Origin of the sequence: Vibrio olivae (genome assembly GCF_042428525.1) — a bacterium.
Taxonomy (GTDB): domain Bacteria; phylum Pseudomonadota; class Gammaproteobacteria; order Enterobacterales; family Vibrionaceae; genus Vibrio; species Vibrio olivae.
This window is the reverse complement of record NZ_JBHMEP010000001.1, coordinates 207,961-234,101: the sequence shown is the minus strand read 5'-3', so window position 1 is coordinate 234,101 and position 26,141 is coordinate 207,961. Positions and strand designations below refer to the sequence as shown.

At 41.8% G+C, this 26,141-nt stretch carries 20 protein-coding genes; 5 read left to right on the top strand and 15 right to left on the bottom strand.

From position 1 onward, the window contains the following. Positions 1–195: 195 nt before the first annotated feature. The 6 genes from ACFFUV_RS01185 to ACFFUV_RS01160 all read right to left on the bottom strand — a co-directional run bounded on the left by ACFFUV_RS01185 (position 196) and on the right by ACFFUV_RS01160 (position 10,482). Entirely contained in the window at positions 196–792 is a 597-nt protein-coding gene (locus tag ACFFUV_RS01185; protein ID WP_005452723.1) for a tyrosine-type recombinase/integrase, read from the bottom strand. A gap of 154 nt (positions 793–946) precedes the next feature. Next, complete coding sequence (locus ACFFUV_RS01180) at positions 947–3,292, bottom strand: hypothetical protein (protein WP_390189105.1); 2,346 nt, start codon at positions 3,290–3,292, stop codon at positions 947–949. A gap of 397 nt (positions 3,293–3,689) precedes the next feature. Beyond that, positions 3,690–5,066, bottom strand: a complete 1,377-nt coding sequence (locus ACFFUV_RS01175; RefSeq protein WP_390189104.1) for a tyrosine-type recombinase/integrase — start codon at positions 5,064–5,066, stop codon at positions 3,690–3,692. Beyond that, positions 5,066–5,647, bottom strand: a complete 582-nt coding sequence (locus ACFFUV_RS01170; RefSeq protein WP_390189103.1) for a hypothetical protein — start codon at positions 5,645–5,647, stop codon at positions 5,066–5,068. Before ACFFUV_RS01170 ends, ACFFUV_RS01175 begins: the two co-directional genes overlap by 1 nt. A 9-nt stretch (positions 5,648–5,656) precedes the next feature. Next, positions 5,657–8,047, bottom strand: a complete 2,391-nt coding sequence (locus ACFFUV_RS01165) for an integrase (protein WP_390189102.1) — start codon at positions 8,045–8,047, stop codon at positions 5,657–5,659. Then, a complete protein-coding gene (locus ACFFUV_RS01160; RefSeq protein WP_390189101.1) occupies positions 8,038–10,482 on the bottom strand; it encodes a hypothetical protein in 2,445 nt (814 codons plus the stop codon). Before ACFFUV_RS01160 ends, ACFFUV_RS01165 begins: the two co-directional genes overlap by 10 nt. Before the next feature lie 185 nt (positions 10,483–10,667). Here ACFFUV_RS01160 and gloA point away from each other — a divergent pair, with 185 nt between their 5' ends. Continuing rightward, entirely contained in the window at positions 10,668–11,084 is a 417-nt protein-coding gene (gene gloA, locus ACFFUV_RS01155) for a lactoylglutathione lyase (RefSeq protein WP_390189099.1), read from the top strand. Between the two features lie 115 nt (positions 11,085–11,199). Further along, entirely contained in the window at positions 11,200–11,637 is a 438-nt protein-coding gene (locus tag ACFFUV_RS01150) for a DUF2753 domain-containing protein (protein WP_390189097.1), read from the top strand. Between the two features lie 29 nt (positions 11,638–11,666). Here the strand turns inward: ACFFUV_RS01150 and motY are convergent, their stop codons facing one another. Beyond that, on the bottom strand, positions 11,667–12,515 hold the full coding sequence (gene motY, locus ACFFUV_RS01145) for a flagellar protein MotY (protein ID WP_390191791.1): 849 nt from the start codon (positions 12,513–12,515) through the stop codon (positions 11,667–11,669). Between the two features lie 216 nt (positions 12,516–12,731). Here motY and rnt point away from each other — a divergent pair, with 216 nt between their 5' ends. After that, complete coding sequence (rnt, locus tag ACFFUV_RS01140; protein ID WP_390189095.1) at positions 12,732–13,385, top strand: ribonuclease T; 654 nt, start codon at positions 12,732–12,734, stop codon at positions 13,383–13,385. Between the two features lie 24 nt (positions 13,386–13,409). Beyond that, positions 13,410–14,738, top strand: coding sequence for a Na+/H+ antiporter family protein (locus ACFFUV_RS01135; protein ID WP_390189094.1), 1,329 nt, complete (start codon positions 13,410–13,412; stop codon positions 14,736–14,738). A gap of 70 nt (positions 14,739–14,808) precedes the next feature. Here ACFFUV_RS01135 and sucD read toward each other — a convergent pair whose 3' ends face one another. The 8 genes from sucD to sdhC all read right to left on the bottom strand — a co-directional run bounded on the left by sucD (position 14,809) and on the right by sdhC (position 24,412). Further along, positions 14,809–15,681 (bottom strand): succinate--CoA ligase subunit alpha, encoded by an 873-nt coding sequence (sucD, locus tag ACFFUV_RS01130; protein ID WP_390189093.1) that lies wholly within the window; start codon positions 15,679–15,681, stop codon positions 14,809–14,811. After that, a complete protein-coding gene (gene sucC / locus ACFFUV_RS01125) occupies positions 15,681–16,847 on the bottom strand; it encodes an ADP-forming succinate--CoA ligase subunit beta (protein ID WP_390189092.1) in 1,167 nt (388 codons plus the stop codon). The genes sucD and sucC overlap by 1 nt, the downstream gene beginning before the upstream one ends. A gap of 194 nt (positions 16,848–17,041) precedes the next feature. Continuing rightward, positions 17,042–18,250, bottom strand: coding sequence for a 2-oxoglutarate dehydrogenase complex dihydrolipoyllysine-residue succinyltransferase (gene odhB / locus ACFFUV_RS01120; protein WP_390189091.1), 1,209 nt, complete (start codon positions 18,248–18,250; stop codon positions 17,042–17,044). A 28-nt stretch (positions 18,251–18,278) separates the two neighbouring features. Continuing rightward, positions 18,279–21,089, bottom strand: coding sequence for a 2-oxoglutarate dehydrogenase E1 component (gene sucA / locus ACFFUV_RS01115; protein WP_390189090.1), 2,811 nt, complete (start codon positions 21,087–21,089; stop codon positions 18,279–18,281). Between the two features lie 100 nt (positions 21,090–21,189). Beyond that, complete coding sequence (locus ACFFUV_RS01110; RefSeq protein WP_390189089.1) at positions 21,190–21,900, bottom strand: succinate dehydrogenase iron-sulfur subunit; 711 nt, start codon at positions 21,898–21,900, stop codon at positions 21,190–21,192. 14 nt (positions 21,901–21,914) lie between these two features. After that, positions 21,915–23,681 (bottom strand): succinate dehydrogenase flavoprotein subunit, encoded by a 1,767-nt coding sequence (gene sdhA, locus ACFFUV_RS01105; RefSeq protein WP_390189088.1) that lies wholly within the window; start codon positions 23,679–23,681, stop codon positions 21,915–21,917. Beyond that, the gene (sdhD, locus tag ACFFUV_RS01100) at positions 23,682–24,026 is read right to left on the bottom strand and encodes a succinate dehydrogenase, hydrophobic membrane anchor protein (RefSeq protein WP_390189087.1); all 345 of its coding nucleotides are present in this window, start codon (positions 24,024–24,026) and stop codon (positions 23,682–23,684) included. Further along, on the bottom strand, positions 24,020–24,412 hold the full coding sequence (gene sdhC / locus ACFFUV_RS01095; RefSeq protein ID WP_390189086.1) for a succinate dehydrogenase cytochrome b556 subunit: 393 nt from the start codon (positions 24,410–24,412) through the stop codon (positions 24,020–24,022). The genes sdhD and sdhC overlap by 7 nt, the downstream gene beginning before the upstream one ends. Before the next feature lie 396 nt (positions 24,413–24,808). Between sdhC and ACFFUV_RS01090 the strand changes: the two genes are divergently transcribed. After that, positions 24,809–26,098, top strand: coding sequence for a citrate synthase (locus ACFFUV_RS01090; RefSeq protein WP_390189085.1), 1,290 nt, complete (start codon positions 24,809–24,811; stop codon positions 26,096–26,098). Positions 26,099–26,141 lie beyond the last annotated feature (43 nt).

Genomic DNA, 26,141 nt, shown 5'->3' with positions numbered 1-26,141 from the left:
ATCAATAGGTTAATGAGAGGTAATGGATATTAGATTGCAAAATGAATCATAATTTTTAAAAAGCATACTGCGACACTCCCTCGGATAACTACAGGTAAGGGAAACTTTCATTCAAAAGAAGTAAATTAGCTTTAGTGATAACAAACAATGGGGCACAGGCTTTTCAGAAGAAAAGCCTGTAACAGCTCCTGCCTGTCAGCAGTCTGTTTTCTCAGAAAGCCTCAGAGCGTCTTCTAGCTCAACGCCAAGGTATCGAATTGTGTTATCTAGCTTCGAATGTCCAAGTAAGATCTGTACGGCCCTGATGTTTTTCGTTCTGGCATAGATTAAAGTGGCTTTAGTACGGCGCATGGAATGAGTGCCGTAATAGTCAGCATTCAATCCCAGTTTTTCAGCCCAGTTTCTGATAATTGAACGGTAGAATGAGTAGCTGATAGGTTGCCCAGATCGTCGGCTGCTCGGGAATAGAAAACTGCTTGCCTCTAGGGATGCTGCAAAAACCCACCTGCTAATACTTTGCTGCGTTCTCGGAGTAATCTCATAGTGGACATCGGTGCCCGTTTTTTGCTGGATGCACTGAACCCTCTCATAGATAACTCCTTGCGAAGAAACATCGTAAACATGTAGCTTTAGCAAATCACTCGCTCTTAACTTGCTATCTATCGCTAGGTTCAGTAGTGCAAGCTGCATTAGATCGTTTTCAATCTCTAGCCTAGTTCTAATCCGCCAGATCTCTTCAAGCTTAAATGGCCTTTTGATGCCGCTGCATTTACCAGAAGATAACTTTCTCATGATGACCTCCTCCTAGTGTTTTTGGTCAACATAAAGTTTGGCAATCACATTTAGTAAGGTCAGGAAAAGCAGAAACGTCCCTGGACAGAAATCGTTTGGTGATATTCATCTACATGACTCGAGTCAGATTAGAAAAAGTATCCAGATAGGTAGGCTAGTAATAAATATGGACCTGAGCTTGAATCTCTACGCTGCCATTCTCATCTTTAAAGTCGAACTCGAAGGCGTCTCGCAGGTGTTCATGTAAGGATCCAGTCCCTTCTATTGTTGGTGAGTAAATAGTGGCTATGGGTTGGGTAGCTTCCATGTCGAAGGGGAAGTAGGAGTTTAATCCAGTGTCAGTGTAAACAAGGTGTTTATTTACTTTATTTAAATCTGTCCTTGGTTTGTCTTTTGCCCATGCCTCCCAATCGTGTTTCGTTATGATGATTAATTTGTCATCGTTACAATCTGACAGGCTTAATGTCTCAAGAGCTAGCCCATTGCCCTCTATTTGTTTGAAAGCAAGGTGGTTATGGATTCTCTCTATGACTCCTCTGGAGTTAAACGAGTAATGCACATCGTTATTGTCTAGAAACTTCGCTCTGCTCTCTGTTGGCATGTCGAATACGATGGGGTCTTGCTTGGATTGGGTAAGGGATACGTGTTCTAGTAGAGGTGTTCGTCTTGAACGATTTTCTGGATAAGCAGCTACAGCATCCATGTATCTGTTCTTTAATTCTTTGCTAAGAGGTTGAGTGGCGATGATGTTTTCTAGTTGAGCGGACAAGTATTTTTCGATTTCATCGATGATAATCAGAGACGATTTATGAAACTCGCTTTCCTCATGCATGATGCTGAAGTGCTTACAAAAGGCTTGAGAATACTCTTTGGATTTAACGTAGTATTGTATGTATGGGATAGCTGACTGAATTTTTCTGACATTTCTTATTGTGCGCTCTGTTAGTGTTATGGTGGCGGTTATTTCATCCACCCCTTTACGCAATGATTTGCTTAAGTTTTGAATTCTCCAGCGGTAGAGAATGTACATGATTAAGATAGGGACGGCTCTTTGGTAAGAGTTTGCGAGTTCTTCCGAGTTTAAAGAGCTAAATCCGTGGCTTTTTCCAAGCTGTTCCAGAATGTGACTCAATGAACAGGGCAGAACATCAAAACCAAGTCTAACCGCTTTCGAGTGTGCAGGGCTAAAACTTTCAAAGCAACTAATGATGTGCCCCCACAAGTTATCTTTAGCGAGGGTTGTTATTGCGTATTGAGCGGTGCTTCTGGAAGCTATTCCCCCTTTTGATTTAATTATTTCGAGAATCATCTTTTGTTTGAACTCAATAGCTGTTGATTTAATTTGTTCGTACTGAGCTATCGATGTCGAACTTTTTATGGCTTCAATTTTGGCTTTGTCTACAAGTGAAATTAGTTGTTTTACATGAGCCTCTGGGTCTTTGGTTATTTGTTCCTCATGCGATGCAACTAGTTGACTGATTTCACCATACAAGTCAGCGCTGTATGAGCCAAACAGGGTTAACAGGTTGTGTAAGTCACTAGTGAAGTAGCTTTCATAGCCAACAAAATTACGATAGCGCTCGAGGATGTCAGGCACTAAGTTTGGTTTTTCCCTTGCGGCGAAGTCTATTAAGTTTCGGATGATTTTATCGATAAAGTTAACTGTTTGCGGACTCTTCAAATCCCACATGTTTACGCTGATTAGAAAGTCTGCTTTCATTAACCAATAGTTGCCCGAACTGAGTTCCTTGATGCTTTCTTCGTAAAATTCATCGCTGTACTGTTCAAAGACATCGTAATTTTTTACTTTCCTATCGAAAAATAAAATCAAGTGTTGTGCGTAATTTCGTTGTAGAGAAACGTAAGTCTTTCTGTTGTTGGTACTTCTTGCTGATGTTAATACTACTGCGAGGCCATCAATTAACTTCTTAATTGTTTCGTCGTGAATGGAACTAGTGTGACTGAGGTACGCTTTCTCGATAACTCCAAATAACCTGTTTTCGATGGATTCTTCAGTGAATGAGGTAGTGTTCTCGATGTTGTAACAAGCAATCTGAATCAAAAGCTCAATTTCTCTTGCGTGATTAGAGTGATTTGATTCTGGTTCTGAGAGTTTATCAATCAGGTAGTCTGTTACTAAGTCATCTGAACGAGTGGCTTGGAGAATCGTTTTTATGAACCGGAACTCTTTAATCAGTAACGCCGCAGTGACAAGTGCAAAAACTAATTCAAAGAATAAAACCAATCTCTTAGCGAAAACTAGTTCGCTTGAGAATGCGACACAAACGGAAAAAAACATTAGCGCGACTAAAGTCAGGATAAGTTCTCGGAATAAATAATGAACTTTAAAGCCCATTATTCCTTCGATTGAATCCATGTAATACGCAGAACCGTAGCGACTTTTGACTCGGTTTAAGACCTCAAGCGCAATTGGCATTGTAAACGCTGAAAAAGCAGTGAGAATGGCCATTAAATGGGTTGTAATGCTTAGCTTGTCCATTGATTGCTCCGCGTGAGTCGTTCTTGTTTAAACCATTATCATTATGAAACGGCAAAGAGTAATTGGGTCAGGTTATCCCTTCGCATTAATTAGTTATTCTATATCAAGCCTAACCAATGAGTTTTGCTCAAACCTCGATACGTAGCTCAAAAAGGGGCAATTTCGTGTCATATGCATTGCTAAATTAGTAATTAACGGATTACTTGATGTATGACAAAAACTCTCATGTAGTGTCCAAATTCGCTTAGCCACTACATTCTAGAAATTTTCTAATTATTAAACTATCAAATATTATCTTATTAGATTATTCTGAATAACACCACCAAAATAATTCTATTAGAAATTAGCCTATTTAATGTAATAAGAATTAATTCCATATTAGTTAGCTGCCATTAAATTAACATAATGAATTTTCAATATCAAATTCAAATGCAGATAATATCATATCAATCTGTAATAACCCTTCCGTCATGGTAATGCTTTTATCCTTAAATTGTTGTTTAAGGCTTTGCACTTGGCGTTGAACAATAGTTACTGAATCCTTTAACTTAACTGCATTATAAATTTTGCTATAGCCATTAAGCTCCGCAAAAACAATATGTATATAAATATCAAGAGAATAAATCCGAGTATGTCCAGTCCATTCCTTCAGCTGCATTTTAAATTTTTCTGTATGTAATAAATGCTCCCTAAACTTATCAGCTGATGTAATTTCCTTGTGCTGTAAAATAATTTCTTTAAGCTTGTTAGTAATAAAAGCATGCCGGTATAAGTGAGCATGAAGTTCCCCTTCGATTCCTAACTCCCTCTTCCATTTATTCATATATCTCGTTAAAGTGGCACTTTTTAACCTCTTTCCCGTTGTCAATGATATAAATAGATAACCATGATCATTTTCTTTACCTATTGTAGATTTAATCACCTTTTTTCTAACTTTATTAATATAAGTTTTAATATCGGTTAATAGTGCTGACGTAACTGGAATGCTACGAGTAGTAATATCATCTCGTCTTTTTAAGTTAGTTAAATTCAAATGTGGTTCGATAGTAGAACCTAGCGCTTTATTTACATCCTCGACCGTAATTAAATGAAGTTCCTCAACACGAGCACCAAGTTGCTCCATAGATTGGTATAGCGCTATATCACGTAATCTCTTATTGCGATTCTCTTGGTCCTGAATATAGTTCCAAACTTTTAATGCATCATCTTCGCTAACAGATAATTTCCTTTTGACAGCATCCTTACTAGGGACAGAAACATGGCTAAGTCTTTCCTCTTCTATCTTATGATTAGAGCCTTCAATAACTTTTCGATATTTTTTAACTTTAACACAAATTGCATTTTCTTTACCTTGACCGATGAAATTTTTAAGTTCGTAAAGATCCTGAACAAATACCAAAAAATCGAGACATCTATGTGCTATATTAATAATATGATTATTAGTTCTTACTCGCTCTCCAAATTTATCTCTCTCGGCTTGCAAAAATTGTATAAATAACCTAAATGAAGAATCGGTAAGCTTACTAAACCTCATCTTATTCTCGTAACAAAAATCCACTAGGTGAATAATTTGATTAGCATAAGTGCGCAATGTTCCAGCTGTTAGCAAATCAAGTAACATCTTATGCATATACATATTCGCCTCATAACATGGTGCTTCATTAGCATAGGTAATAAAAGGGGTATCATTCGCATCAACCATTTGTAATTTCTGACCTAATGGAGAATAAAAATCCCAACGTTCAAAATCCTTTAAATAATTTATCGAACCCATTAATTATCTCCTTTTAGCATTTGAACACAATCTTTACAAACACCATAATCTTCAAAATCCTTTATTATTGATATATAACTAAATTTTTCTTCCACTTTTTTATTGATTTCTTTGTAGTCATATAATTTATCATCTATCGGATTTTCAGACTCAGCCATTCGTTTTAACTCTCCTAGTAGTTCACTAATCATTAGAGTAAGTAGAAAATTACTTTTCCGCATATTCAAAAGACTAGTCTCCAACTCGTCTACCATATTTTTCAAACCTGATTTAGTTGATTTATTTGCTTTACTATCAACGTCGGTCATGCTTTTTTTAATCGCATCTAAAGCACTTTTCCTTAAATAATCTAATTCTGAAAATCCTTGGTCAAATAGAGATTCACAAGCACTTTTTAAGGTATTTAAAGAACAAGATACAATATCTCTTTCTTGATCTTTAAATTTTGCCAAGTTACCTTGTGATTTTAATGCAGATTTGACCATCTCATTATTTTTGAAACTATTAGGATCTTGAATAATATTGATTAATAATTCTTTTGTACCAATTACCTTTTTATGATTAATATCTAAGTTCTTCATATTTTAGCCTTAATTCAATTCTTTTACTTGAAGCATTAAAGTGAAATCGTTGATTTTACGCCCATTTTTTTCGATAATAAAAAATTGAGGTTCAAGAGTTATTACTTCATCTTCTAATAATTCAAGGATTTGAAACTCCAGTTCTTCTCTTTTATTTAATTCATCAATAGGAGGAATTGTTTGATAAGAATCTGTATCTGAATAATCATCGATCGCAGCGGTAAACGTTGAAATAGAAATGTTCTCTTTCAATACACCATAACGTTTTTCCAATACTTCTGCCAACTTATGTATATTTTCAAGATTTTCTTTTCCAAGTTCATCAGCTATATAACTTGCCTTTATACCATTTAATATCTTACCGGTTTCACTTTCAGTAATATAATGGTACAAATGTTGTATATCGGTATGCCCTAACATCCAACGAAGAGTTTCCATACCTGCGTGGTCAAAGCCTTTTGACCAGAAAAAAACTATTGCAAAAAAACGACGTAGTTGGTGTTGGCGAATATAATAACGACGTAGCTCACCATTTTCATATTCCACAACAGGTGTTTCAAAATAATCACAAATTAGATCAAGATAATTATTGTAAAGGTTATTATCTATCTTCTCTAATTTAAATGTTTTCTTATTCAAATTGGGGAATAATGACAATGTATTTTTACTAAGTCCAAAATTATTTGCGGCGAAATTGAACTGTTCTAATTTCCAAATAATTAAAGCAAAAGATCGAGGTATTGGACGCTTAATCGTTGTATTCTGACTATGTTTACCACCATTGCCCGATTTTTTTAATTTAGCAATGAGAAAGTAATCAGTATTTTTTCCTTCTTTACTTGAAGGATCAAGATTAGGTGATAAATTACCATAACTTTTTAGACTAGATAATTCATCTTGTCGTTTTGCCATAATAACACCAGTTAAAGTCTGAATAGAGCCGATTAGAACGCCATAAAGATCAAAGAGTCCCTCATTATTACGCCTTTTTTTAAAAAGATGGACCTCGCTAGGCGACACAGATAAACTCTTAACTCCCATATCCAATAGTGAACTATCAACGAAATTTAGAGCTTCCTTTTTTACCCATGCCGCACGTTCTGTTCGGGGTTCTTCAGGATTATGCCCTTTACAGCCTGGATAAATATAATTTGGGTTAGAATTCTTACCAGTGCTCTTCGTTACAGCTTCTTTGAGCACAGACAACACCGATCCTAAGATAGCATCCTGATTTAATTTGGTAAATTCGTAACAATCTCTTATTAGATCAAATACTAATCGAGGTGGTAATGTTTTATATCGTCCTGCTTTTTTGAGTCTAACATGCTCATTAATTCGCGCTGGAGTGAGTCTTTTCATAGTACCAGTAGAAAATTGGCTCACACCATTTTTAGCATGTACCACATTAAGTAATTTTAAGCTATGAATGTACTGTTTAATTACATCTTTACTCATTCCTTCTGAAACATCTCTGTTAGGGACAGGCTTAAATTCTTTTTGTTCAACTTCTTCGGAAAGTTTAAGTTCTTCAATACATGCAGTAGAAAAATCAAATGGAATAATTTTTCCTTTGTAAATGTGCCAGAAAAGATGCTCGCTGTTACCTTGAGGCTTTTGTGCGAGTTTTCCACTTTTCGTGTGACTTATATAATATCCAACTGTATTTAACCAATAACATGCCTTAATACGCTCTTCTAAGGACAGTCCTAACGATTGTTCTTCATCAAGTAGCTTCCGGGTAATATATGGATTTTCAACTGCAAATTTAGCTGATTCATTTTCGTCAACTAAAATGATATTCTGCTTTAAATATTCTTTTACCTGATTGTTATAATCATAAATCCCATTAGTTATATCACCTTCCTCTGCGAGTTTAGTCATTAAAGCCATCAGAAAATCGTCAGATAAGCATGACAAATGTCGACTAGAAATATTAATATTTTCACCATAAATAAGAAATGCATTTATAAGTGCAGTCACCTTCAAAATAGACTGATACACTGTACGGCCTTTTCTTAATTTACCGCTATTTTCCAACGGATTATCAGTAGCTGTTATCCAATATTTAAAAGCAATCAATAATGGAATGTGTTTTATATTAGTAAGTTGTAAGCCATCATCTAAAATCACAACATCCCATTCTATTTTCTTACAAAAAGGTTTTTCATTCCCGTTTTGAATCTCTATATACCAGATAGGATCCATAAAATCATTTAACAACCAGTACGGCTTACGTTCATTGTAGTCATAAAGACCTGTGACATTATTTGTTGCGATTTTTAATGCCCGAAAATCACCATTAGCTACCGAAAATTCATGTAGATTAGTTAGTTCTTCTTTTGTCATCTCCGATAGCTTTAAAGACCCATTTACCACATTATCTATCAATGTTAATGACATAATAAGTTTTCCTTAAAACAATTCACATCAAGAGGATTATCCAGTGCGGCTTTATATAGAGGAATAAGTTCTTTATCTGGTCTTCGATAATTAGTTGCCTTACCATCAAGAGAAAAATGACTCAGAATAAATATTGCAGCTTGATGCCACCGCTCTACAATTGGCTTAAATACATCATGTTGTGATGCAGATTCCATCATAGTCTGTATTGCTATCAAAACCTGAAAAAGTGGGGTCGTTAACGTAAAAACTAATTCATCAATATTATCTATAATAGATTGATTATCTTCGTTGACCGTACACGTTTTTACTTGTTCAAGGTTCGTTGGTAACTCTTTTAGACCGTGGTTACACAGAAACTCTTCTAAACTATTCTCATCAAAATCTAAAGCATCAAAGAGAAATGGTGATTCTTTCAACGCTTCGAATATAATTGCGTTTTGAAACTGACGAATCCAACGTTGGTTAAAATAGTCCATAAGAGGTTTTGGTAAATAACTTTCTAACATATCGAAATCCACGTCCTTGTGCCCCAGAGCTTCTGCAACTGCCTTCAATGAGCGAGTTTCAAGATAAATTTGCAAAGCTCTAGCTTTACGAATACTGCGAGGAGTTACAATAACCGCTAGATCTTTTGCTTCATTTTTCGTTAAAACTTGATTTATCACCTTAGGATGAATTTTATATATAAATGAAAATGGTTTATTTGTATTTTTATAAGGAGAATTTTGGGGATTAACACAATATGAGTTAACAATTAACGATTTATGATAAACACTTTGATGAGATAAAGCGTGACCAAGATCGTTCGGTCGTTCAGGTTTATTTAATGACGCTTTTAGCATCATATATCGCCAATCGCTTCCTCCTTGCTCCTTTAATTTATCTCTTACATAACGAGTATGCTCTATTAATAGCATAACAATTGATTTTGAATAATCGTTTAAAACAATTTCTTGTTGGGCAATAGAAGCTCCTTTTCGGTTTTTAAAACTAACTGCCACCCATTGTTTCCCTACTTGTTTAAACCCCACTTGATTTCTATTTTTATCATAGAGTTCCCAATCTTGAAGCCAAGCTGGCGTTATTTTAGGATGTTCTAATACCAAAAGAGAAACTATTGTATTTAATGTAGATATGTTTGGTAAATTAAGCTCTTTTAATAACAAATCACCTTCACCAGAAAAACCTAAAAATCCAGTTTTTGATGAAACTCCTCCAACACCAAAACCATAGTGATAAAAAGTGGCGATTACGTTATCTAAGTTATTAATACCAATAGGGTAACCCTGCAATCTTAAACCTTTCTGAGGAAGAGGTTTAACTTGACCGCTATTAATATACTCCATATTTCTCTTGTGGCGATTAGACATTTCTTTGTATAATTTATGGCTAATAATTCGAATATGCTTAAGGTCTCGATTAACCTGTTCATGTATTAGGTTTAATACTTCTTCATCTTTTATTTCTAGAGGCATATTTACCAACCAACGATCCTCTTCTTTTTTACTTAATTTTCCGCCGATAGATATACAATGTTCATTGTCAACTGGCTCTTTAAAGGAAGGAATAAGGAACGGTTTAATTGGATCTTCAAATACATTTGTATCAATAAAGCACTGCGTAAAGTGACTAACAATTGCTGTCCATTGTAAATGAAATGTCTTAACATCATTACCATTTATCATCACCTGAAATAATAGAGAATTATAAATTCCCTCCATAAATACTGTAGAGTTTTCAGCTTTTAAAGAATGCTCTAACTTTTCTAGTGTCGTACAGTGTTTCGCAAATTCATTCATAAGAAGAATAAGGTTATTAACAACGTTTCTTGCAGTATCTCTCTTTAATGTTTGAGTGAAATTATTGATGCCTGAATGTATATAAGATGTAAATTTTTCTCCATAGGAATCAAAAATAGTTGCAAGATGAAGTTGTCTCTGGTTTCCCAACTTATCTTGATAATGCCATCCTGAATAATAAGAAAACAATTCCTTGTTGAAACCAAGTGAACTAAATATTTTAATACAAACTAATTCATCTGGTGTTTCGCTGCGATCTGATAATTTATAATTATTTAAGGTAGTGTTATGTAATAATGCAAAGTGTGAAAAGATTTTAATAAATCCTATGCTGTAAGTGTAGCTATCTCTTTTTGAGAAACCGACATGCTCACTGTACAGAAAGCCAATCAAAGCAGACAAGTGTTCATTTAATTTGTTTTTGTTGTTTCGGATGTCAAGCGCACTGTATGTAGTATTTGATGGTTGAGTCACTACACTTACATAAAGTAAGTATATATTCATATATGTTTCATACATATTCTTTCTTACTATGCGCGGTATCTTTTGCATAATATCCAATAACTCATTACGATACCCAATACCTAGAACTGATTTTAGTTTTGGGTAAAAATTTAACTGCTTTGTATTCACATTAACTAACCTAATCAAACCATTTCATTTAAACAAGTTATACAAAGATTGACAATTGTCAACGATACAGAGCACATATAAAACAAGTTAATAGCGTTAAAAACCAGTTAGTTAGATAACATTTGATAACTAAGTTAAATCTGGAAAATAACGCTAAAATCTATCCAGAAAACTAGGAGCAAATCATGTCAAACGGTCGTGTTTTACACACCATGCTGCGCGTTGGCGATCTTGATCGTTCAGTCAAGTTCTACACCGAAGTTATGGGAATGAAACTTCTTCGCACTAGCGAGAACAAAGAGTACGAATACACCCTAGCGTTTGTTGGTTACAGCGACGAATCAGAAGGCGCAGTGATTGAGCTAACCTACAACTGGGGCACGTCGGAATACGATTTGGGTAACGCATTTGGTCACATCGCGATTGGCGTCGATGACATTTACACTACTTGCGATGATATTAAAGCAGCGGGTGGCAACGTGACTCGTGAGCCAGGCCCGGTCAAAGGCGGCACAACACACATCGCCTTCGTTAAAGACCCTGATGGCTATATGCTTGAACTTATTCAAAACCGCCAAGCTTCAGCAGGCCTTGAAGGCTAAGCCGAAGATAAGCTTGTACCTAAAAGGATGGCTTAGCCATCCTTTTTATTCATGCTTTACTTGAGAATGATTACCATTTAATATTAAACCACTTTGTTAACACGGAGTGACAACAATGGATATTCGTGATTGGGAAAACCACACTCTCCTTGCCGATACAGCACTAAAAGATAACGATCCACTGCGCAGTATTCTTCATTATCAACAAGCGTTAGCCGTCAGTGACTTACTGTCTGAAGTCGCTGAAATTGAACTCGAAGAGCGGCTAATGATTTCGGTCATCTCTTGCCATAATTTGGCCAGTTTTTGGCGTAGCGTCGGTGATGATGGTTATGAGTTAAAATACCTACAGCTCGCCTCTGAGAAAGTTCTAACGATGGTACCGCAGTGCCCGAACTCTGAATGCAGCGCGTTTATCGACTCAGTCGGTTGCTGCAAAAAAGCGCTGGTGGAGTTTATGAAACGCCACCCTAACCCCACTATCGCACGTTTAGTGCAAGACATAGACACTGCAACCAACTGCAACCTCATCGCGAAATTTAAACTCAATTAAAAAAGCCTGCATAATGCAGGCTTTCATTTCTAGATTTGAGTGCGCCCTAACGAAATGACGACGCGTCGGTTACGGTCTTTACCTAATGGTGAAGCATTATCGGCAACCGGCCGGCGCTTACCATACCCCTGCACTTGAATTCGATCTTCCGGCAAGCCTAGAGATTTAAAATAACGTTGCAGCGCTTCAGCCCGTTGCTCTGACAAGCTCTGGCTAACACTTTTACTATCGGAATTATCGGTGTAGGTCGACACCAATACTAAGTCGATATCTTGATTATATCGAATGTATTCTGCTATTTGCGCCAACCGTTTTTGTGAGGCTTTATTCAGTTCGACACTGGTTAGGTCATAGTGAAGGATAGTAAATGCGATATCTTCAAAACTGTATGGCAATAAATTGGCAAGACAGTCACTGAACGTGTTGTATTTGGCTTGAAACTGAACGGACGATAACGCGACTTCAATTCGCTCGTTTCGCCCTTGCCACTCTTGGTAACTGAATGTTGGATAACGTCCTTTCTCAAGCTCAGTCAAAATGCTCCACGCCATTTGACCACCGACATAGCCATCAAACTGTTTAAAAAACGTCAGATTCGTTAATCTCTCGGCACTGTCTCCTGGGCGCCATACAGGAGGCATAGAAACAAGGGTAACATTACGGCTTTCTCCCATTGGCCGGCGCATCTTAAGCTCAAAATCCAAATTGATTTTCTTGCTGGCGTGAGATGTAAACTGCGCTTCACCAAAATTTGGAATCCGATGTGAAAGACGACACTCCAAAGGCGTATCGACAATCATCTGCCACGACGACTGCTGCGGCGTAGCCACATAATGCCGTTCAAGCGCTGCCGCTGGAAGGCTAACTGCCAGTGGCATGATGGCAAATAATAAGTAAGCTAAGGGGGTTCGTTTCAATGTCATCTCTATCTGTACCGCTAAAAAAGTGGCGACTTATTGCCGCTTAACACGTTTCCTTGACCAAGGATGCAAAAAGCTCGCCAATACATGAGAATCACTTTCTTGTGCTCGATAGTTTTTCTTACTGGAAGAATCTGCAATAATGCCGAGCTTGTCACAATAATCTGGACTCTCATGACTGAACAGAATGACCAACTGACCCTTAAAAAGCGCTTTCGAGGCTATTTTCCTGTGGTGATCGACGTGGAAACAGCCGGTTTCAATTCTCAGACTGACGCCCTGTTGGAAATCTGCGCTGTGACATTGAAAATGGATGAGGAAGGCAACCTACACCCAGCGTCTACTTTACATTTTCATATCGAACCGTTTGAAGGCGCCAACCTTGAAAAGGAAGCGTTAGAGTTTAATGGCATTCTCGACCCGTTTAGCCCATTACGCGGAGCCGTCACAGAAGAGCACGCTTTAAAAGAGATCTATAAACAGATCCGTAAAGAGCAAAAAGCAGAAAGCTGTAGCCGAGCAATCATGGTCGCCCATAATGCGAACTTTGATTTAAGCTTTGTCATGGCAGCCAGTGAACGTGCCAAACTCAAGCGCATTCCTTTCCACCCCTTTGCCGTGTTCGACACCGCGACGTTAAGTGGCCTTGCCTATGGGCAAACGGTGCTCGCACGCGCTTGTAAAGTGGCAGGAATGGAGTTTGATAATAAAGAAGCACACTCAGCGCTTTATGATACTGAAAAAACTGCTGAGCTCTTCTGCGGTATCGTCAATAAGTGGAAAGCCTTGGGTGGCTGGCCATTGACCTCTGCACAAGAGAACGAATAATCCCCAATAAATATTGAGCCGAACATGAATCCTGTCGTAATTTCTGTATGTATAATGCTGTTGCTCGCGCTGATGCGGGTCAACGTTGTGGTCGCGCTAACCTTTAGTGCGATTGTTGGCGGTTTAGTGGCCGGAATGCCGCTTGTCGAGACCGTATCTGCATTTGAGAGTGGTCTTGGTGGCGGTGCGACGATAGCACTGAGTTATGCCATGCTAGGCACCTTTGCTGTTGCCATCTCCAAATCGGGTATCACCGATCTTCTCGCTCGTAGCGTGATTAAGCGTATCCACGGTAGAGACGCCGGTGCCGCAAGCACAGGGTTAAAATATACCGTGCTGATCGCGTTGATCCTGATGACCATGTCATCGCAAAATGTCATTCCTGTGCATATCGCGTTTATCCCTATTTTGATTCCACCTCTATTAGGCGTGTTTGCCAAATTAAAAGTTGACCGCCGTTTGATCGCTTGTGTCTTAACCTTTGGTTTAATCACACCTTATATGGTTCTACCTGTTGGGTTTGGTGGTATTTTCCTCAATAACATTCTGCTTAAGAACCTGCATGACAACGGACTTGCCAGCGTTGATGCAAGCCAAGTTCCTACCGCAATGCTACTGCCAGCGGCTGGTATGTTGTTTGGCTTGGTGACCGCGATTTTCTTTAGCTATCGTAAACCTCGTGAATACCAAGAGACTGAATTAACCCAAGTAGATGAAAACCCGACACATCATATCCAAGGTAAAAACATTGCTGTCGCCGTCGTCGGCATTGTTGCGGCACTGAGCGTCCAATTAGTGACAGGCTCGATGATTGTTGGCGCACTGGCTGGCTTTATGGTGTTTACTTTTGGCGGTGTGATTGCTTGGAAAGAGACTCATGATGTGTTTACTAAAGGTGTACACATGATGGCAATGATTGGCTTTATCATGATTTCTGCGGCGGGTTTCGCTGCTGTCATGAAACAAACTGGTGGTGTCGAATCGCTGGTACAAGCCCTTTCAACCAGTATCGGTGATAACAAGCCAATGGCAGCACTACTGATGTTAGTTGTTGGCCTGCTAGTGACCATGGGTATCGGCTCTTCATTCTCAACGATTCCTATTATCGCCACTATTTATGTCCCACTTGCGGCAGCGTTCGGCTTTTCTCCAATGGCCACCATCGCACTGGTAGGCACTGCAGCAGCACTGGGTGATGCCGGGTCACCCGCTTCTGACTCGACATTAGGCCCAACATCTGGTCTTAACGCAGATGGTCAACATGAGCATATTTGGGAAACCGTGGTTCCAACCTTTATCCACTACAACATTCCACTCATCATATTTGGCTGGATTGCGGCAATGACGCTTTAGTTCATCCATCGCATAAAAAAGGTCTGGCATTTGCCAGACCTTTTGCTTTAACTCAGTCTACGTACGAAAATTACCAACCGGTAACTTCACGTAGCCCTTGACCGATTTCCGCTAGCGACTTAACGGTTTTCACACCAGCCGCTTCAAGCGCTTCGAACTTATCTTCTGCCGTCCCTTTACCACCAGAGATAATCGCACCAGCGTGACCCATGCGTTTACCTGGAGGCGCAGTCACACCCGCAATGTAAGATACCACTGGCTTGGTGACATTCTCTTTAATGAACGCTGCTGCTTCTTCTTCCGCTGTTCCGCCGATTTCACCAATCATCACGATGGCTTCCGTTTCAGGGTCTTCTTGGAACAGTTTTAGGATATCAATAAAGTTTGAACCAGGAATTGGGTCACCACCAATACCAACACAGGTAGACTGACCAAAACCTTCGTCAGTGGTTTGCTTAACCGCTTCGTAAGTCAATGTTCCACTACGAGAGACGATTCCAACTTTACCTTTCTTATGAATATGACCTGGCATAATACCGATCTTACATTCGTCAGGCGTGATAACACCAGGACAGTTCGGACCAATCATACGAACGCCAGTTTCTTCAAGCTTAACTTTAACGTCGATCATATCCGTCGTCGGGATACCTTCAGTGATCGTAACGATGAGTTCAATACCGGCATCGATCGCTTCTAAGATTGCATCTTTACAGAAAGGCGCTGGGACATAAATGACCGTCGCAGTTGCTCCAGTTGCTTCAACCGCTTCACGTACTGTGTTAAATACAGGCAGACCTAAATGCGTTTGACCACCTTTACCAGGGGAGACGCCTCCTACCATTTGTGTGCCGTAAGCGATTGCTTGCTCTGAGTGGAAAGTGCCTTGACCACCAGTGAAACCTTGGCAGATTACTTTCGTGTCTTTGTTAATTAATACAGACATTATTTCGCCTCCGCAGCAGCAACAACTTTCTGAGCAGCATCAGTGAGCGACTCAGCAGCAATGATATCAACATCAGAATTAGCCAGAACTTCGCGACCTTTATCCGCGTTCGTACCTTCAAGACGAACGACAACAGGAACGCTGACTCCAACCTCTTTAACCGCACCGATAATGCCTTCTGCGATCATGTCACAGCGAACAATGCCGCCGAAGATATTAACCAGTACCGCTTTTACGTTGTCATCAGAGAGGATAATTTTGAAGGCTTCGGCAACACGTTCTTTCGTTGCACCGCCTCCCACATCGAGGAAGTTCGCTGGTTTACCACCATGTAGGTTAACAATGTCCATTGTTCCCATTGCAAGACCTGCACCGTTAACCATACAGCCAACGTTACCATCAAGCGCCACATAGTTAAGTTCCCACTGTGCGGCATGCGCTTCACGCTCGTCTTCTTGTGAAGCATCGTGCATTTCACGCAGTTTAGGCTGGCGGTACATGGCATTAGAGTCAATGTTGATTTTGCCATCGAGACACAGCAAGTTGCCTTCACCCGTAATCACTAACGGGTTGATCTCAAGTAATGCAAGGTCATATTGAGAGAACATAGTGCCAAGACCCATAAAGATCTTCACGAACTGTTTAATTTGATCGCCTTGCAGTCCAAGTTTGAATGCCAGTTCACGGCCTTGATAAGCTTGAGGGCCAACTAATGGATCGATCGCCGCTTTGTGAATTAATTCAGGGGTTTCTTCGGCGACTTTTTCAATTTCAACACCACCTTCTGTGGATGCCATGAAAACAATGCGACGCGAACCGCGGTCAACAACAGCACCAAGATACAGTTCATTAGCGATGTTAGAAGCTTCCTCTACGAGGATTTTAGAGACTGGTTGACCATTCGCATCTGTTTGATAAGTCACTAGGTTTTGACCTAGCCATTTTTGGGCAAATTCACGGATGCCATCTTTGGTGTCATGCAGTTCTACACCGCCCGCTTTACCGCGGCCGCCAGCGTGGACCTGACATTTTACGACCCATTTTTCTCCGCCAATTTTACCCGCTGCTTCCGCCGCTTCTTGTGGCGTATCACATGCGTAACCTTCCGGCACTGGCAAACCGAATTCTGCAAACAGCTGTTTGGCTTGATATTCATGCAAATTCATTGTGTTATTCCGTAAGTTTATATCCTTTAAAGGATTTATTATTTCCATTTAGCCCTAAAGGGCTGATGACTTTTACGTCTGTAGGGTGCTTCTCAAATTCAGCCGTTGTATCGGCTCAAATGAAGGCCAGAGGTTGAGCAATCTAGCCGTTGAAGTAATCGGTGCTTAAGTGATTAAGCACCGATAAGCTTCGATTACACGTCAAGCAGAAGACGTGCAGGATCTTCTAGAAGTTCTTTAATGGTCACCAAGAAGCCAACCGACTCACGACCATCAATCAAACGGTGATCGTATGAAAGCGCCAAATACATCATTGGCAAAATCTCTACCTGACCATTGACTGCCATTGGACGTTCTTGGATTTTATGCATACCCAAAATTGCCGATTGTGGCGGGTTGATGATAGGCGTCGACATTAATGAACCAAAAACACCACCGTTAGTGATAGTGAAATTGCCGCCCATTAGCTCATCGACGGTCAACTTGCCGTCACGTCCTTTAATCGCAAGGTCTTTAATGCCTTTTTCAATGTCGGCAAATCCAAGAGTATCACAATCTTTGAGCACTGGCGTAACCAAGCCGCGAGGGGTAGAAACCGCCATGCTAATGTCAAAATAGTTGTGATACACGATGTCATCACCATCAATCGATGCGTTCACTTCAGGGAAACGCTTTAGTGCCTCGGTAACGGCTTTCACGTAGAAAGACATAAAGCCAAGACGAATACCATGACGCTCTTCGAACATATCTTTATATTGCTTGCGAAGATCCATGATTGGCTTCATGTTAACTTCGTTGAATGTCGTTAGCATCGCCGTGCTGTTTTTCGCTTCAAGAAGACGATTTGCAACCGTTTTACGCAAACGTGTCATTGGAACACGTTTTTCACTGCGAGCGGCAGCAGGCGCTTCAACCGCCGCTGGAGCATCGGATTTCGGCGCTTCTTTTGCTTTGGCAAGATGCGCTTCGATATCTTCACGTGTAATACGACCACCCACACCCGTGCCTTTGACTTGGCTAGCCTCAAGACCATGTTCGCCTAATAAGCGGCGTACCGCTGGGCTTAACGCATCATTGCTTTCTTCGGTCAAAGACGCTTTGTGGCGTTTATCAGGAGAAGATTGTGATTCTGCCGTAGTATCTTTTGTCGGTTCGCCGGCCACAGCGCCAGGTTTAAGCTTGGCTAAAAGCTGTTTAGACAGAACCGTTGCGCCTTCTTGCTCAACGATCGATTCTAAAACACCGGATTCAGGCGCAGGCACTTCCAGCACCACTTTATCGGTTTCAATATCAACTAAAACTTCGTCACGTTCTACAGCATCACCGGGTTGTTTGTGCCATGTTGCCACTGTTGCATCTGCAACCGACTCGGGTAAGTCCGGAACCAGAATTTCAATTGTCATATCTGTTTCATCCTTTTTACTTCTAGTTCTAATCTAGGGTCAGAGCGTCATCAACCAACGCTTTTTGTTGTTTCAAGTGGACTGACATATAACCCACCGCCGGAGAAGCGGATGCTGGGCGTCCTGCGTATTTAAGGTCCGCACCTTTAGGAATTGCCGCTCGGAAGTTATGTTGGCTGCTATACCAGGCGCCTTGGTTTTGAGGCTCTTCCTGACACCATACATAGTCCACAACGTTCGGATACTTCTCAATTGCCGCTGTCACGTCGTCAAGTGGGAACGGATACAACTGCTCAATACGAACAATAGCAACATCGTCCTGTTCGTTGTTGCGGCGCTGTTCGAGTAAGTCGTAATAAACTTTACCCGCACAGAAAACAACACGCTTGACTTGCTCAACAGGAAGTTCTTCCACTTCTGGAATCGCAGCTTGGAAACCACCTTCCGCGAGGTCTTCCAAAGAAGATACACAGAGTGGATGGCGAAGCAGTGACTTAGGAGACATCACAATCAAAGGTCGACGCATTGGGCGAACCACTTGGCGACGAATCATGTGATAAACCTGCGCTGGTGTTGAAGGGACAACCACTTGCATGTTTTGCTCTGCACAAAGCTGTAAGTAACGCTCTAGACGTGCTGAAGAGTGTTCAGGACCCTGTCCTTCGTAACCATGTGGTAACAGCATTGTTAGACCGCATAAGCGCGCCCACTTCTGTTCCCCAGATGAAATAAATTGGTCGATAACCACTTGAGCACCGTTGGCAAAATCACCAAACTGCGCTTCCCAAAGAGTGAGTCCGCCCGGCTCTGCCGTTGCATAACCATACTCAAACGCCAATACCGCCTCTTCAGACAACACAGAGTCAAACACTTGGAATGGCCCCTGCTTATCGTGAATATTACAAAGTGGAATATAGGTGCTGGCATCACTTTGGTTGTGGAGTACAGCATGGCGATGGAAGAACGTACCACGACCTGAGTCTTGACCTGAGATTCGAATGCGTTTGCCATCATCGACCAGCGTAGCGTAAGCCAAGATTTCTGCCATCCCCCAGTCAATCGCTTTTTCACCGGTCAACATCGCATTGCGATCGTTATATAGCTTATTAACTCGGCTTTGCAGTTTATGGCTTTCAGGATACTGACAAGCACGCTGACCTAACTCAATCAAGCGCTTACGATCAAATTGATTCGCCCATTTTTCATCCCACTCATGGCCGATATATGGAGACCAATCCACCGAATGCATTGCCATCGGACGCCACTCTTTCACCACGACTTCACCTCGGTCCAAGGCGTCACGGTATTCGTTAATCAGTTGAGTGGCGGTTTCGATATCGCTTTCGTTTTTATCAATCAAGACATCTGCATACAACTTACGTGGCGTTGGATGCTTCTTGATTTTCTGATACATCAACGGTTGCGTTGCATTAGGTTCATCCGCTTCATTGTGACCATGACGGCGGTAACAGACCAGGTCAATCACCACATCACGTTTAAACTCATTACGGTAATCAAGCGCAATGCGAGTCACAAAGGCGACGGCTTCTGGATCATCGGCATTAACATGGAAAATAGGTGCCTGAACCATCTTCGCGATGTCAGTACAGTACATCGTGGAGCGAGTATCCTTCGGGTTTGATGTTGTAAAGCCCACTTGGTTATTCACCACAATACGAACCGTACCACCAACTTGGAAACCACGCGCTTGAGACATATTAAAGGTTTCTGCAACAACACCTTGTCCAACCACAGCGGAATCACCATGAATGGTAATCGGCAGTACTTTGCTACCGTCTGAATCTTCGAGGCGATCTTGACGAGCACGTACAGACCCCATAACCACAGGGTTAACAATTTCAAGGTGCGATGGGTTAAACGCAAGCGCTAAGTGGACATCACCACCTGCCGTCGCGAAGTCTGCCGAAAAGCCCTGGTGGTACTTCACATCACCCGTACCCCAGGTTTCATCGTGCTTACCAGCAAACTCATCAAACAAATCTTGCGGCTTTTTACCCAACACGTTCACCAGCATGTTTAGACGCCCACGGTGTGCCATTCCCACAACCACTTCACGCATACCGCTTGAGCCTGCGTGACGAATTAATTCTTTTGTCATTGGAATAAGCGCATCGCCCCCTTCAAGAGAGAAACGCTTCGCGCCTGGGAATTTAGCACCGAGATAGCGTTCAAGACCTTCTGCCGCGGTCAATTCTTCTAAAAAGGTCAGTTTTTCTTCAGGGGTAAAAGAAGGTTGACCAACAACAGATTCAAGGCGTTGTTGAATCCAACGCTTTTGCTCTGTGTCTGTCATATGCATATATTCAGCACCAATCGATCCACAGTAGATCTTATTTAACGCGGCGTGAATATCTTTAAGTTGCATTGTGTCTTGACCAATAGCGAAAGAACCGACGTTAAACGTCTCTTCGAAATCGTCTTGGGTCAAATTATGAAATGCTGGGTCTAGTTCAGCCACTGTTGGGCGGATCCATAGACCTAGAGGATCTAATTGAGCTGCTTCATGTCCGCGGAAGCGGTACGCATTAATCAGCTGTAGGACTTTTACTTGTTTCGCATCGACATCAGGATCACTAACTTGGACACTGTAATGCTTCGTCTCTTGAGCGAGTCTCCGGAAGTAGTCACGGACACGTGAGTGTGGCTGTTCAGCGACACTGTCTGAGTTTTTTGGTAACTCATCAAAAACACGTACCCACTCCTCACTTACCGAGTCGGGATCACTTAGATACAGTTCGTAGAGGTCTTCTACGTACGTTGCATTGGCGCCAGCCAAGTGTGAAGACTCGAGCCATGCCTTCATCACGCCGTTGTGCATATTTTCCCTTTACCAGTAGTTTTCACGTTTGCTGCGGTCTACGCCGAGCTCTATTTAACGTCGGCGACGTTAGCCATCGCCGACCAAGATGTTGCAGTCATTAAACCGAACGGTTCACCAGCATTGACTTAATATGGCCAATCGCTTTGGTTGGATTCAGTCCCTTTGGACACACACTGACACAGTTCATAATGCCGTGGCATCGGAAAACACTGAAAGCGTCGTCCAAATTTGACAAACGTTCGTCAGTTGCCGTATCGCGACTGTCAATCAACCAGCGGTAAGCTGCAAGCAGCCCAGCTGGACCAATAAATTTATCCGGATTCCACCAGAATGACGGGCACGATGTCGTACAACAAGCACACATAATACACTCATATAAGCCATCTAAATGCGCGCGCTCTTCCGGCGATTGCAAATTTTCTCGAGACGGTGGTAAATCGCCGTCAGAAATCAAGAAAGGCTTAACTTTTGCATAGTTATCGTAAAATTGTGTCATGTCAACGATAAGATCTCGCACAACCGGTAAACCGGGCAATGGACGGATAACAATCTTACTTCCAGATAAAGCTGAAAGTGGTGTAATACAGGCTAACCCGTTCTTACCATTCATGTTTAAACCGTCTGACCCACATACGCCTTCGCGGCATGAACGACGAAACGCAATAGATGGGTCTTGCTCTTTCAGCAAAATAAGTGCGTCCAACACCATCATGTCAGAGCCTTCTTTCACCTCAAGCTCATAATCCTTCATATACGGCTTTTTATCGACGTCCGGATTATAACGATACACAGAGAAGTTCAGTTTCATTGTCGTGTCCTCCCTTAGTATGTACGTACTTTCGGTGGAAAGGCATCACGGTGAACGGGTGTCATATTGACATCACGCGTGCTCATTTCTCCGGTTTCTGGATTATAAATAGAGTGGCATAGCCATTTCTCGTCATCACGTTCAGGATAGTCGAAACGAGCGTGAGCACCACGGCTTTCCGTTCTAAAGTTTGCGGCAACCGCTGTTGAGATTGCTGTTTCCATCAAATTATCCAGCTCCAGACACTCAATACGCTGGGTATTGAACTCTTTCGATTTATCGGATAGATGACCTTGCTGTAAGCGCTCACGGATTTCTCTAAGCTCATTGAGCCCTGTCGCCATTGCGTCACCTTCACGGAATACCGAGAAGCTATTTTGCATACATGTTTGTAGATCTTTACGAATCTGCGCTGGGTCCTCACCACTGGTGCTGTTCTCCCAGCGCATAGTGCGGGCCAATGACGCCTCAATATCAGATTCGGTTGCCGGGCGAGCTTCTGCTTGAGCGGCTAAGGTTTCGCCTAAATGCAAACCCGTTGCACGGCCAAATACCACTAAATCTAGCAACGAGTTACCACCGAGCCGGTTTGCGCCATGCACAGAGACAGATGCAATTTCGCCACAGGCAAACAAGCCTTGAACTTCAACATCTTGACCTTGCGGGTTTTGCTTCAACGCTTGGCCAGAGACTTGTGTTGGTACACCACCCATCATGTAGTGACAAGTTGGGATTACAGGAATCGGCTCTTTAACTGGATCAACGTGAGCAAAGGTACGTGACAACTCACAAATACCAGGAAGACGTGATTCAAGTACATCTTTACCTAAATGATCGAGTTTCAATTTAATGTGAGGCCCCCAAGGACCATCGCAGCCACGGCCTTCACGAATTTCGATCATCATCGAGCGTGCAACAACATCACGTCCTGCCAAATCTTTGGCATTCGGTGCGTAACGTTCCATAAAGCGCTCGCCATCTTTATTAAGAAGATAGCCACCTTCACCACGGCAACCTTCGGTTACCAGTACCCCAGCGCCAGCAATACCGGTGGGGTGGAACTGCCACATTTCCATATCTTGCATTGGCACACCTGCACGCAATGCCATACCAACACCATCACCGGTGTTAATGTGAGCATTGGTAGTTGAGGCGTAAATGCGACCTGCCCCGCCTGTTGCGAGGATGGTTGCTTTCGACTTGAAGTAACAGATCTCTCCGGTTTCCATGCAGATTGCAGTACAACCGAGAATTGCGCCGTCTTGGTTTTTCACCAAATCCAGTGCATACCACTCAGAGAAAATTGTGGTTTTATGTTTAATGTTTTGTTGATACAAAGTATGCAAAAGCGCATGGCCTGTACGGTCAGCGGCAGCGGCAGTACGCGCCGCTTGCTCACCACCAAACTCTTTTGACTGACCGCCAAACGGGCGCTGGTAAATAGAGCCATTTTCAAAACGAGAAAATGGTAATCCCATTTTTTCAAGTTCAATGACTGACTCTGGGCCCGTTTTACACATGTATTCGATAGCGTTTTGGTCACCGATATAATCAGAACCTTTCACGGTATCGTACATGTGCCACTGCCAGTTATCTTGGTGAGAGTTGCCTAAGGCAACGGTAATCCCGCCTTGAGCAGACACCGTATGAGACCGTGTCGGAAAAACTTTAGACAGCAAAGCACAAGTAAGGCCTTGCTCAGAGATTTGCAGTGCAGCGCGCATACCTGCACCACCAGCGCCGATTACAACGGCGTCAAATTCGCGAACTGGAATAGTCACTTACGCACCCCACAGAATAAATAGACCAGAGAAAAAATAACCAAATAGCACAGCAATCACACCTAGCTGGAGAAACGCGCGAAGCTTGGAACATTTGATATAGTCAGTAAGAACTTGCCATAGGCCGATCCACGCGTGGATAAGCACACATACCAGAGCAAGCATGGTGAACACCTTAGTAAAAGTGCCGCCAAAAAACTGGGTCCAGGAAGCGTAATTGATGTCTGCGAAGGCGCAAAAGCCAACCAGATACACGGTATAAAGCGTCATGATGATCGCAGTGGCACGAATTAACAGATAATCGTGTACCCCATTACGACCAAAAGAAGAGATGTGTTTTACCATACCATTACCCCCGCAAGAACAGATAGGATGATTGTTACACCGAAAGCGACTTTCGCGCTCATTGCGCCAGATTCAAGCTCTTCGAAATAACCGAGATCCATGAGGAGGTGACGAATACCACCAGCGATATGGTAAGCAAGGGCAGTAAGAATGCCCCATAAAATGAACTTAACAAAAAAGCCTTCTACAATTTCAGAAGCTTCCATAAAGCCCATTTGGGACGAGAGGGATGTGGATAGTAACCAAAGCAATATACCGATCGATACAAACGTTATCACACCTGACACGCGGTGAAGGATAGAAGCGATTGCTGTGATCGGAAAGCGAATGGTCTGCAAATCTAAATTAACAGGTCTTGACTTTCTTTCTTTCACGGGCTTGCTCACTCTGCTCTATCGAGCATTTATAGTTATCAACGAAAATCAGGTTGAAAACCCACAAAAGTTACATTTAATTAACATTTAATCGCCCATATGAGCGCACCATTTTGTAAAATAAATGTTAACAACAAGAATAAAAACAGCCTTCATGATTTGTTTCTAGCCTTGAATTTATAAGGTTTTCACCATAATTCACTACGCCACTATACGGCTCGCAACATTCTAATACAATTGATGTAACAATTTTTGCTACACAGAACAGATTTTTAACTTTATACGTTCAAAAAATCATAACAAGTGCACACATCCGAGGAGAACAATTGACTTTGCTTGCGAAGGCACGTAAAAAAATGGCACACAAAACATCCTGGACGGATTAAATAATAAACAAAGGAGATTGTTATGGCAGATAAGAAAGCGACCCTTCATATTGAGGGCAAAGCGCCAATCGAACTGCCGATTATGGACGGGACACTCGGTCCGCAAGTAATCGACGTTCGTAAACTTGGAGCCAATGGTTTCTTTACCTTTGACCCAGGTTTTCTTGCCACTGCATCTTGTGAATCTCAAATCACTTATATCGATGGTGCCAAAGGTGTGCTTTTACACCGTGGGTTCCCAATCGATGAATTGGCGAATAACGCTGATTATTTAGAAGTCTGCTACATCCTTCTTTATGGGGAAGCCCCTACACGTGAGCAATACGAGAAGTTCAAAAAGACAGTGACTCGTCATACGATGGTTCACGAACAAATCGCCAGTTTTTTCCACGGCTTCCGCCGCGACGCACACCCAATGGCGGTGATGTGTGGTGTGGTTGGAGCACTGGCTGCGTTCTATCATGACTCGCTCGACATCAATAACGATTCACACCGAGAAATCGCTGCGTATCGCTTGATTTCAAAAATGCCGACCTTAGCGTCAATGTGTTACAAGTACTCTATTGGTCAACCATTCATCTACCCACGTAACGACTTAAGCTACGCAGAAAACTTCTTACACATGATGTTTGCCAACCCATGTGAAGAATACGAAGTGAATCCAATCGTCGCTCGCGCTATGGATAAAATCTTTACTCTGCATGCTGATCATGAACAAAATGCGTCAACATCAACGGTTCGTCTTGCCGGTTCTTCTGGTGCTAACCCATTTGCGTGTATCGCAGCGGGTATTGCATCACTTTGGGGGCCTGCACACGGCGGTGCAAATGAAGCATGTTTGAGAATGCTGGAAGAAATCGGCAGTGTCGATAAGATTCCTGAGTTTGTTGCGCGAGCAAAAGACAAAGATGACCCATTCCGCCTGATGGGCTTTGGTCATCGCGTTTACAAAAACTACGACCCACGAGCCACGGTGATGCGTGAAGCGTGTCATGAAGTACTTACTGAGCTTAATATTCAAGATCCACTGCTTGATGTGGCAATGGAACTGGAAAAAATTGCCTTATCTGATGAGTACTTTGTTGAGAAGAAACTATACCCGAATGTGGACTTCTACTCAGGGATCATTTTGAAAGCGATTGGTATTCCTGTCTCCATGTTCACCGTTATCTTTGCGATGTCACGTACTATCGGTTGGATTGCACACTGGAATGAAATGCACAGTGACCCAACTAATCGTATCGGTCGTCCTCGTCAACTTTATACCGGTAAGCAATCACGTAAATTTAAGCCATTGCACGAACGTGAATAACGACTTGGTCATCAAAAAAGCGAGCTTCTAAGCTCGCTTTTTT

What these genes read in the sequence shown, in the direction of transcription:
- sucA (WP_390189090.1), bottom strand. Translation starts at nt 21,089, where the DNA reads ATGCACAACGGCGTGATGAAGGCATGGCTCGAGTCTTCACACTTGGCT.
- ACFFUV_RS01110 (WP_390189089.1), bottom strand. Translation starts at nt 21,900, where the DNA reads ATGAAACTGAACTTCTCTGTGTATCGTTATAATCCGGACGTCGATAAA.
- ACFFUV_RS01135 (WP_390189094.1), top strand. Translation starts at nt 13,410, where the DNA reads ATGAATCCTGTCGTAATTTCTGTATGTATAATGCTGTTGCTCGCGCTG.
- ACFFUV_RS01180 (WP_390189105.1), bottom strand. Translation starts at nt 3,292, where the DNA reads ATGGACAAGCTAAGCATTACAACCCATTTAATGGCCATTCTCACTGCT.
- ACFFUV_RS01090 (WP_390189085.1), top strand. Translation starts at nt 24,809, where the DNA reads ATGGCAGATAAGAAAGCGACCCTTCATATTGAGGGCAAAGCGCCAATC.
- ACFFUV_RS01165 (WP_390189102.1), bottom strand. Translation starts at nt 8,047, where the DNA reads ATGTCATTAACATTGATAGATAATGTGGTAAATGGGTCTTTAAAGCTA.
- odhB (WP_390189091.1), bottom strand. Translation starts at nt 18,250, where the DNA reads ATGACAATTGAAATTCTGGTTCCGGACTTACCCGAGTCGGTTGCAGAT.
- rnt (WP_390189095.1), top strand. Translation starts at nt 12,732, where the DNA reads ATGACTGAACAGAATGACCAACTGACCCTTAAAAAGCGCTTTCGAGGC.
- gloA (WP_390189099.1), top strand. Translation starts at nt 10,668, where the DNA reads ATGTCAAACGGTCGTGTTTTACACACCATGCTGCGCGTTGGCGATCTT.
- motY (WP_390191791.1), bottom strand. Translation starts at nt 12,515, where the DNA reads ATGCCACTGGCAGTTAGCCTTCCAGCGGCAGCGCTTGAACGGCATTAT.
- ACFFUV_RS01170 (WP_390189103.1), bottom strand. Translation starts at nt 5,647, where the DNA reads ATGAAGAACTTAGATATTAATCATAAAAAGGTAATTGGTACAAAAGAA.
- ACFFUV_RS01175 (WP_390189104.1), bottom strand. Translation starts at nt 5,066, where the DNA reads ATGGGTTCGATAAATTATTTAAAGGATTTTGAACGTTGGGATTTTTAT.
- sucD (WP_390189093.1), bottom strand. Translation starts at nt 15,681, where the DNA reads ATGTCTGTATTAATTAACAAAGACACGAAAGTAATCTGCCAAGGTTTC.
- sucC (WP_390189092.1), bottom strand. Translation starts at nt 16,847, where the DNA reads ATGAATTTGCATGAATATCAAGCCAAACAGCTGTTTGCAGAATTCGGT.
- ACFFUV_RS01185 (WP_005452723.1), bottom strand. Translation starts at nt 792, where the DNA reads ATGAGAAAGTTATCTTCTGGTAAATGCAGCGGCATCAAAAGGCCATTT.
- ACFFUV_RS01150 (WP_390189097.1), top strand. Translation starts at nt 11,200, where the DNA reads ATGGATATTCGTGATTGGGAAAACCACACTCTCCTTGCCGATACAGCA.
- sdhD (WP_390189087.1), bottom strand. Translation starts at nt 24,026, where the DNA reads ATGGTAAAACACATCTCTTCTTTTGGTCGTAATGGGGTACACGATTAT.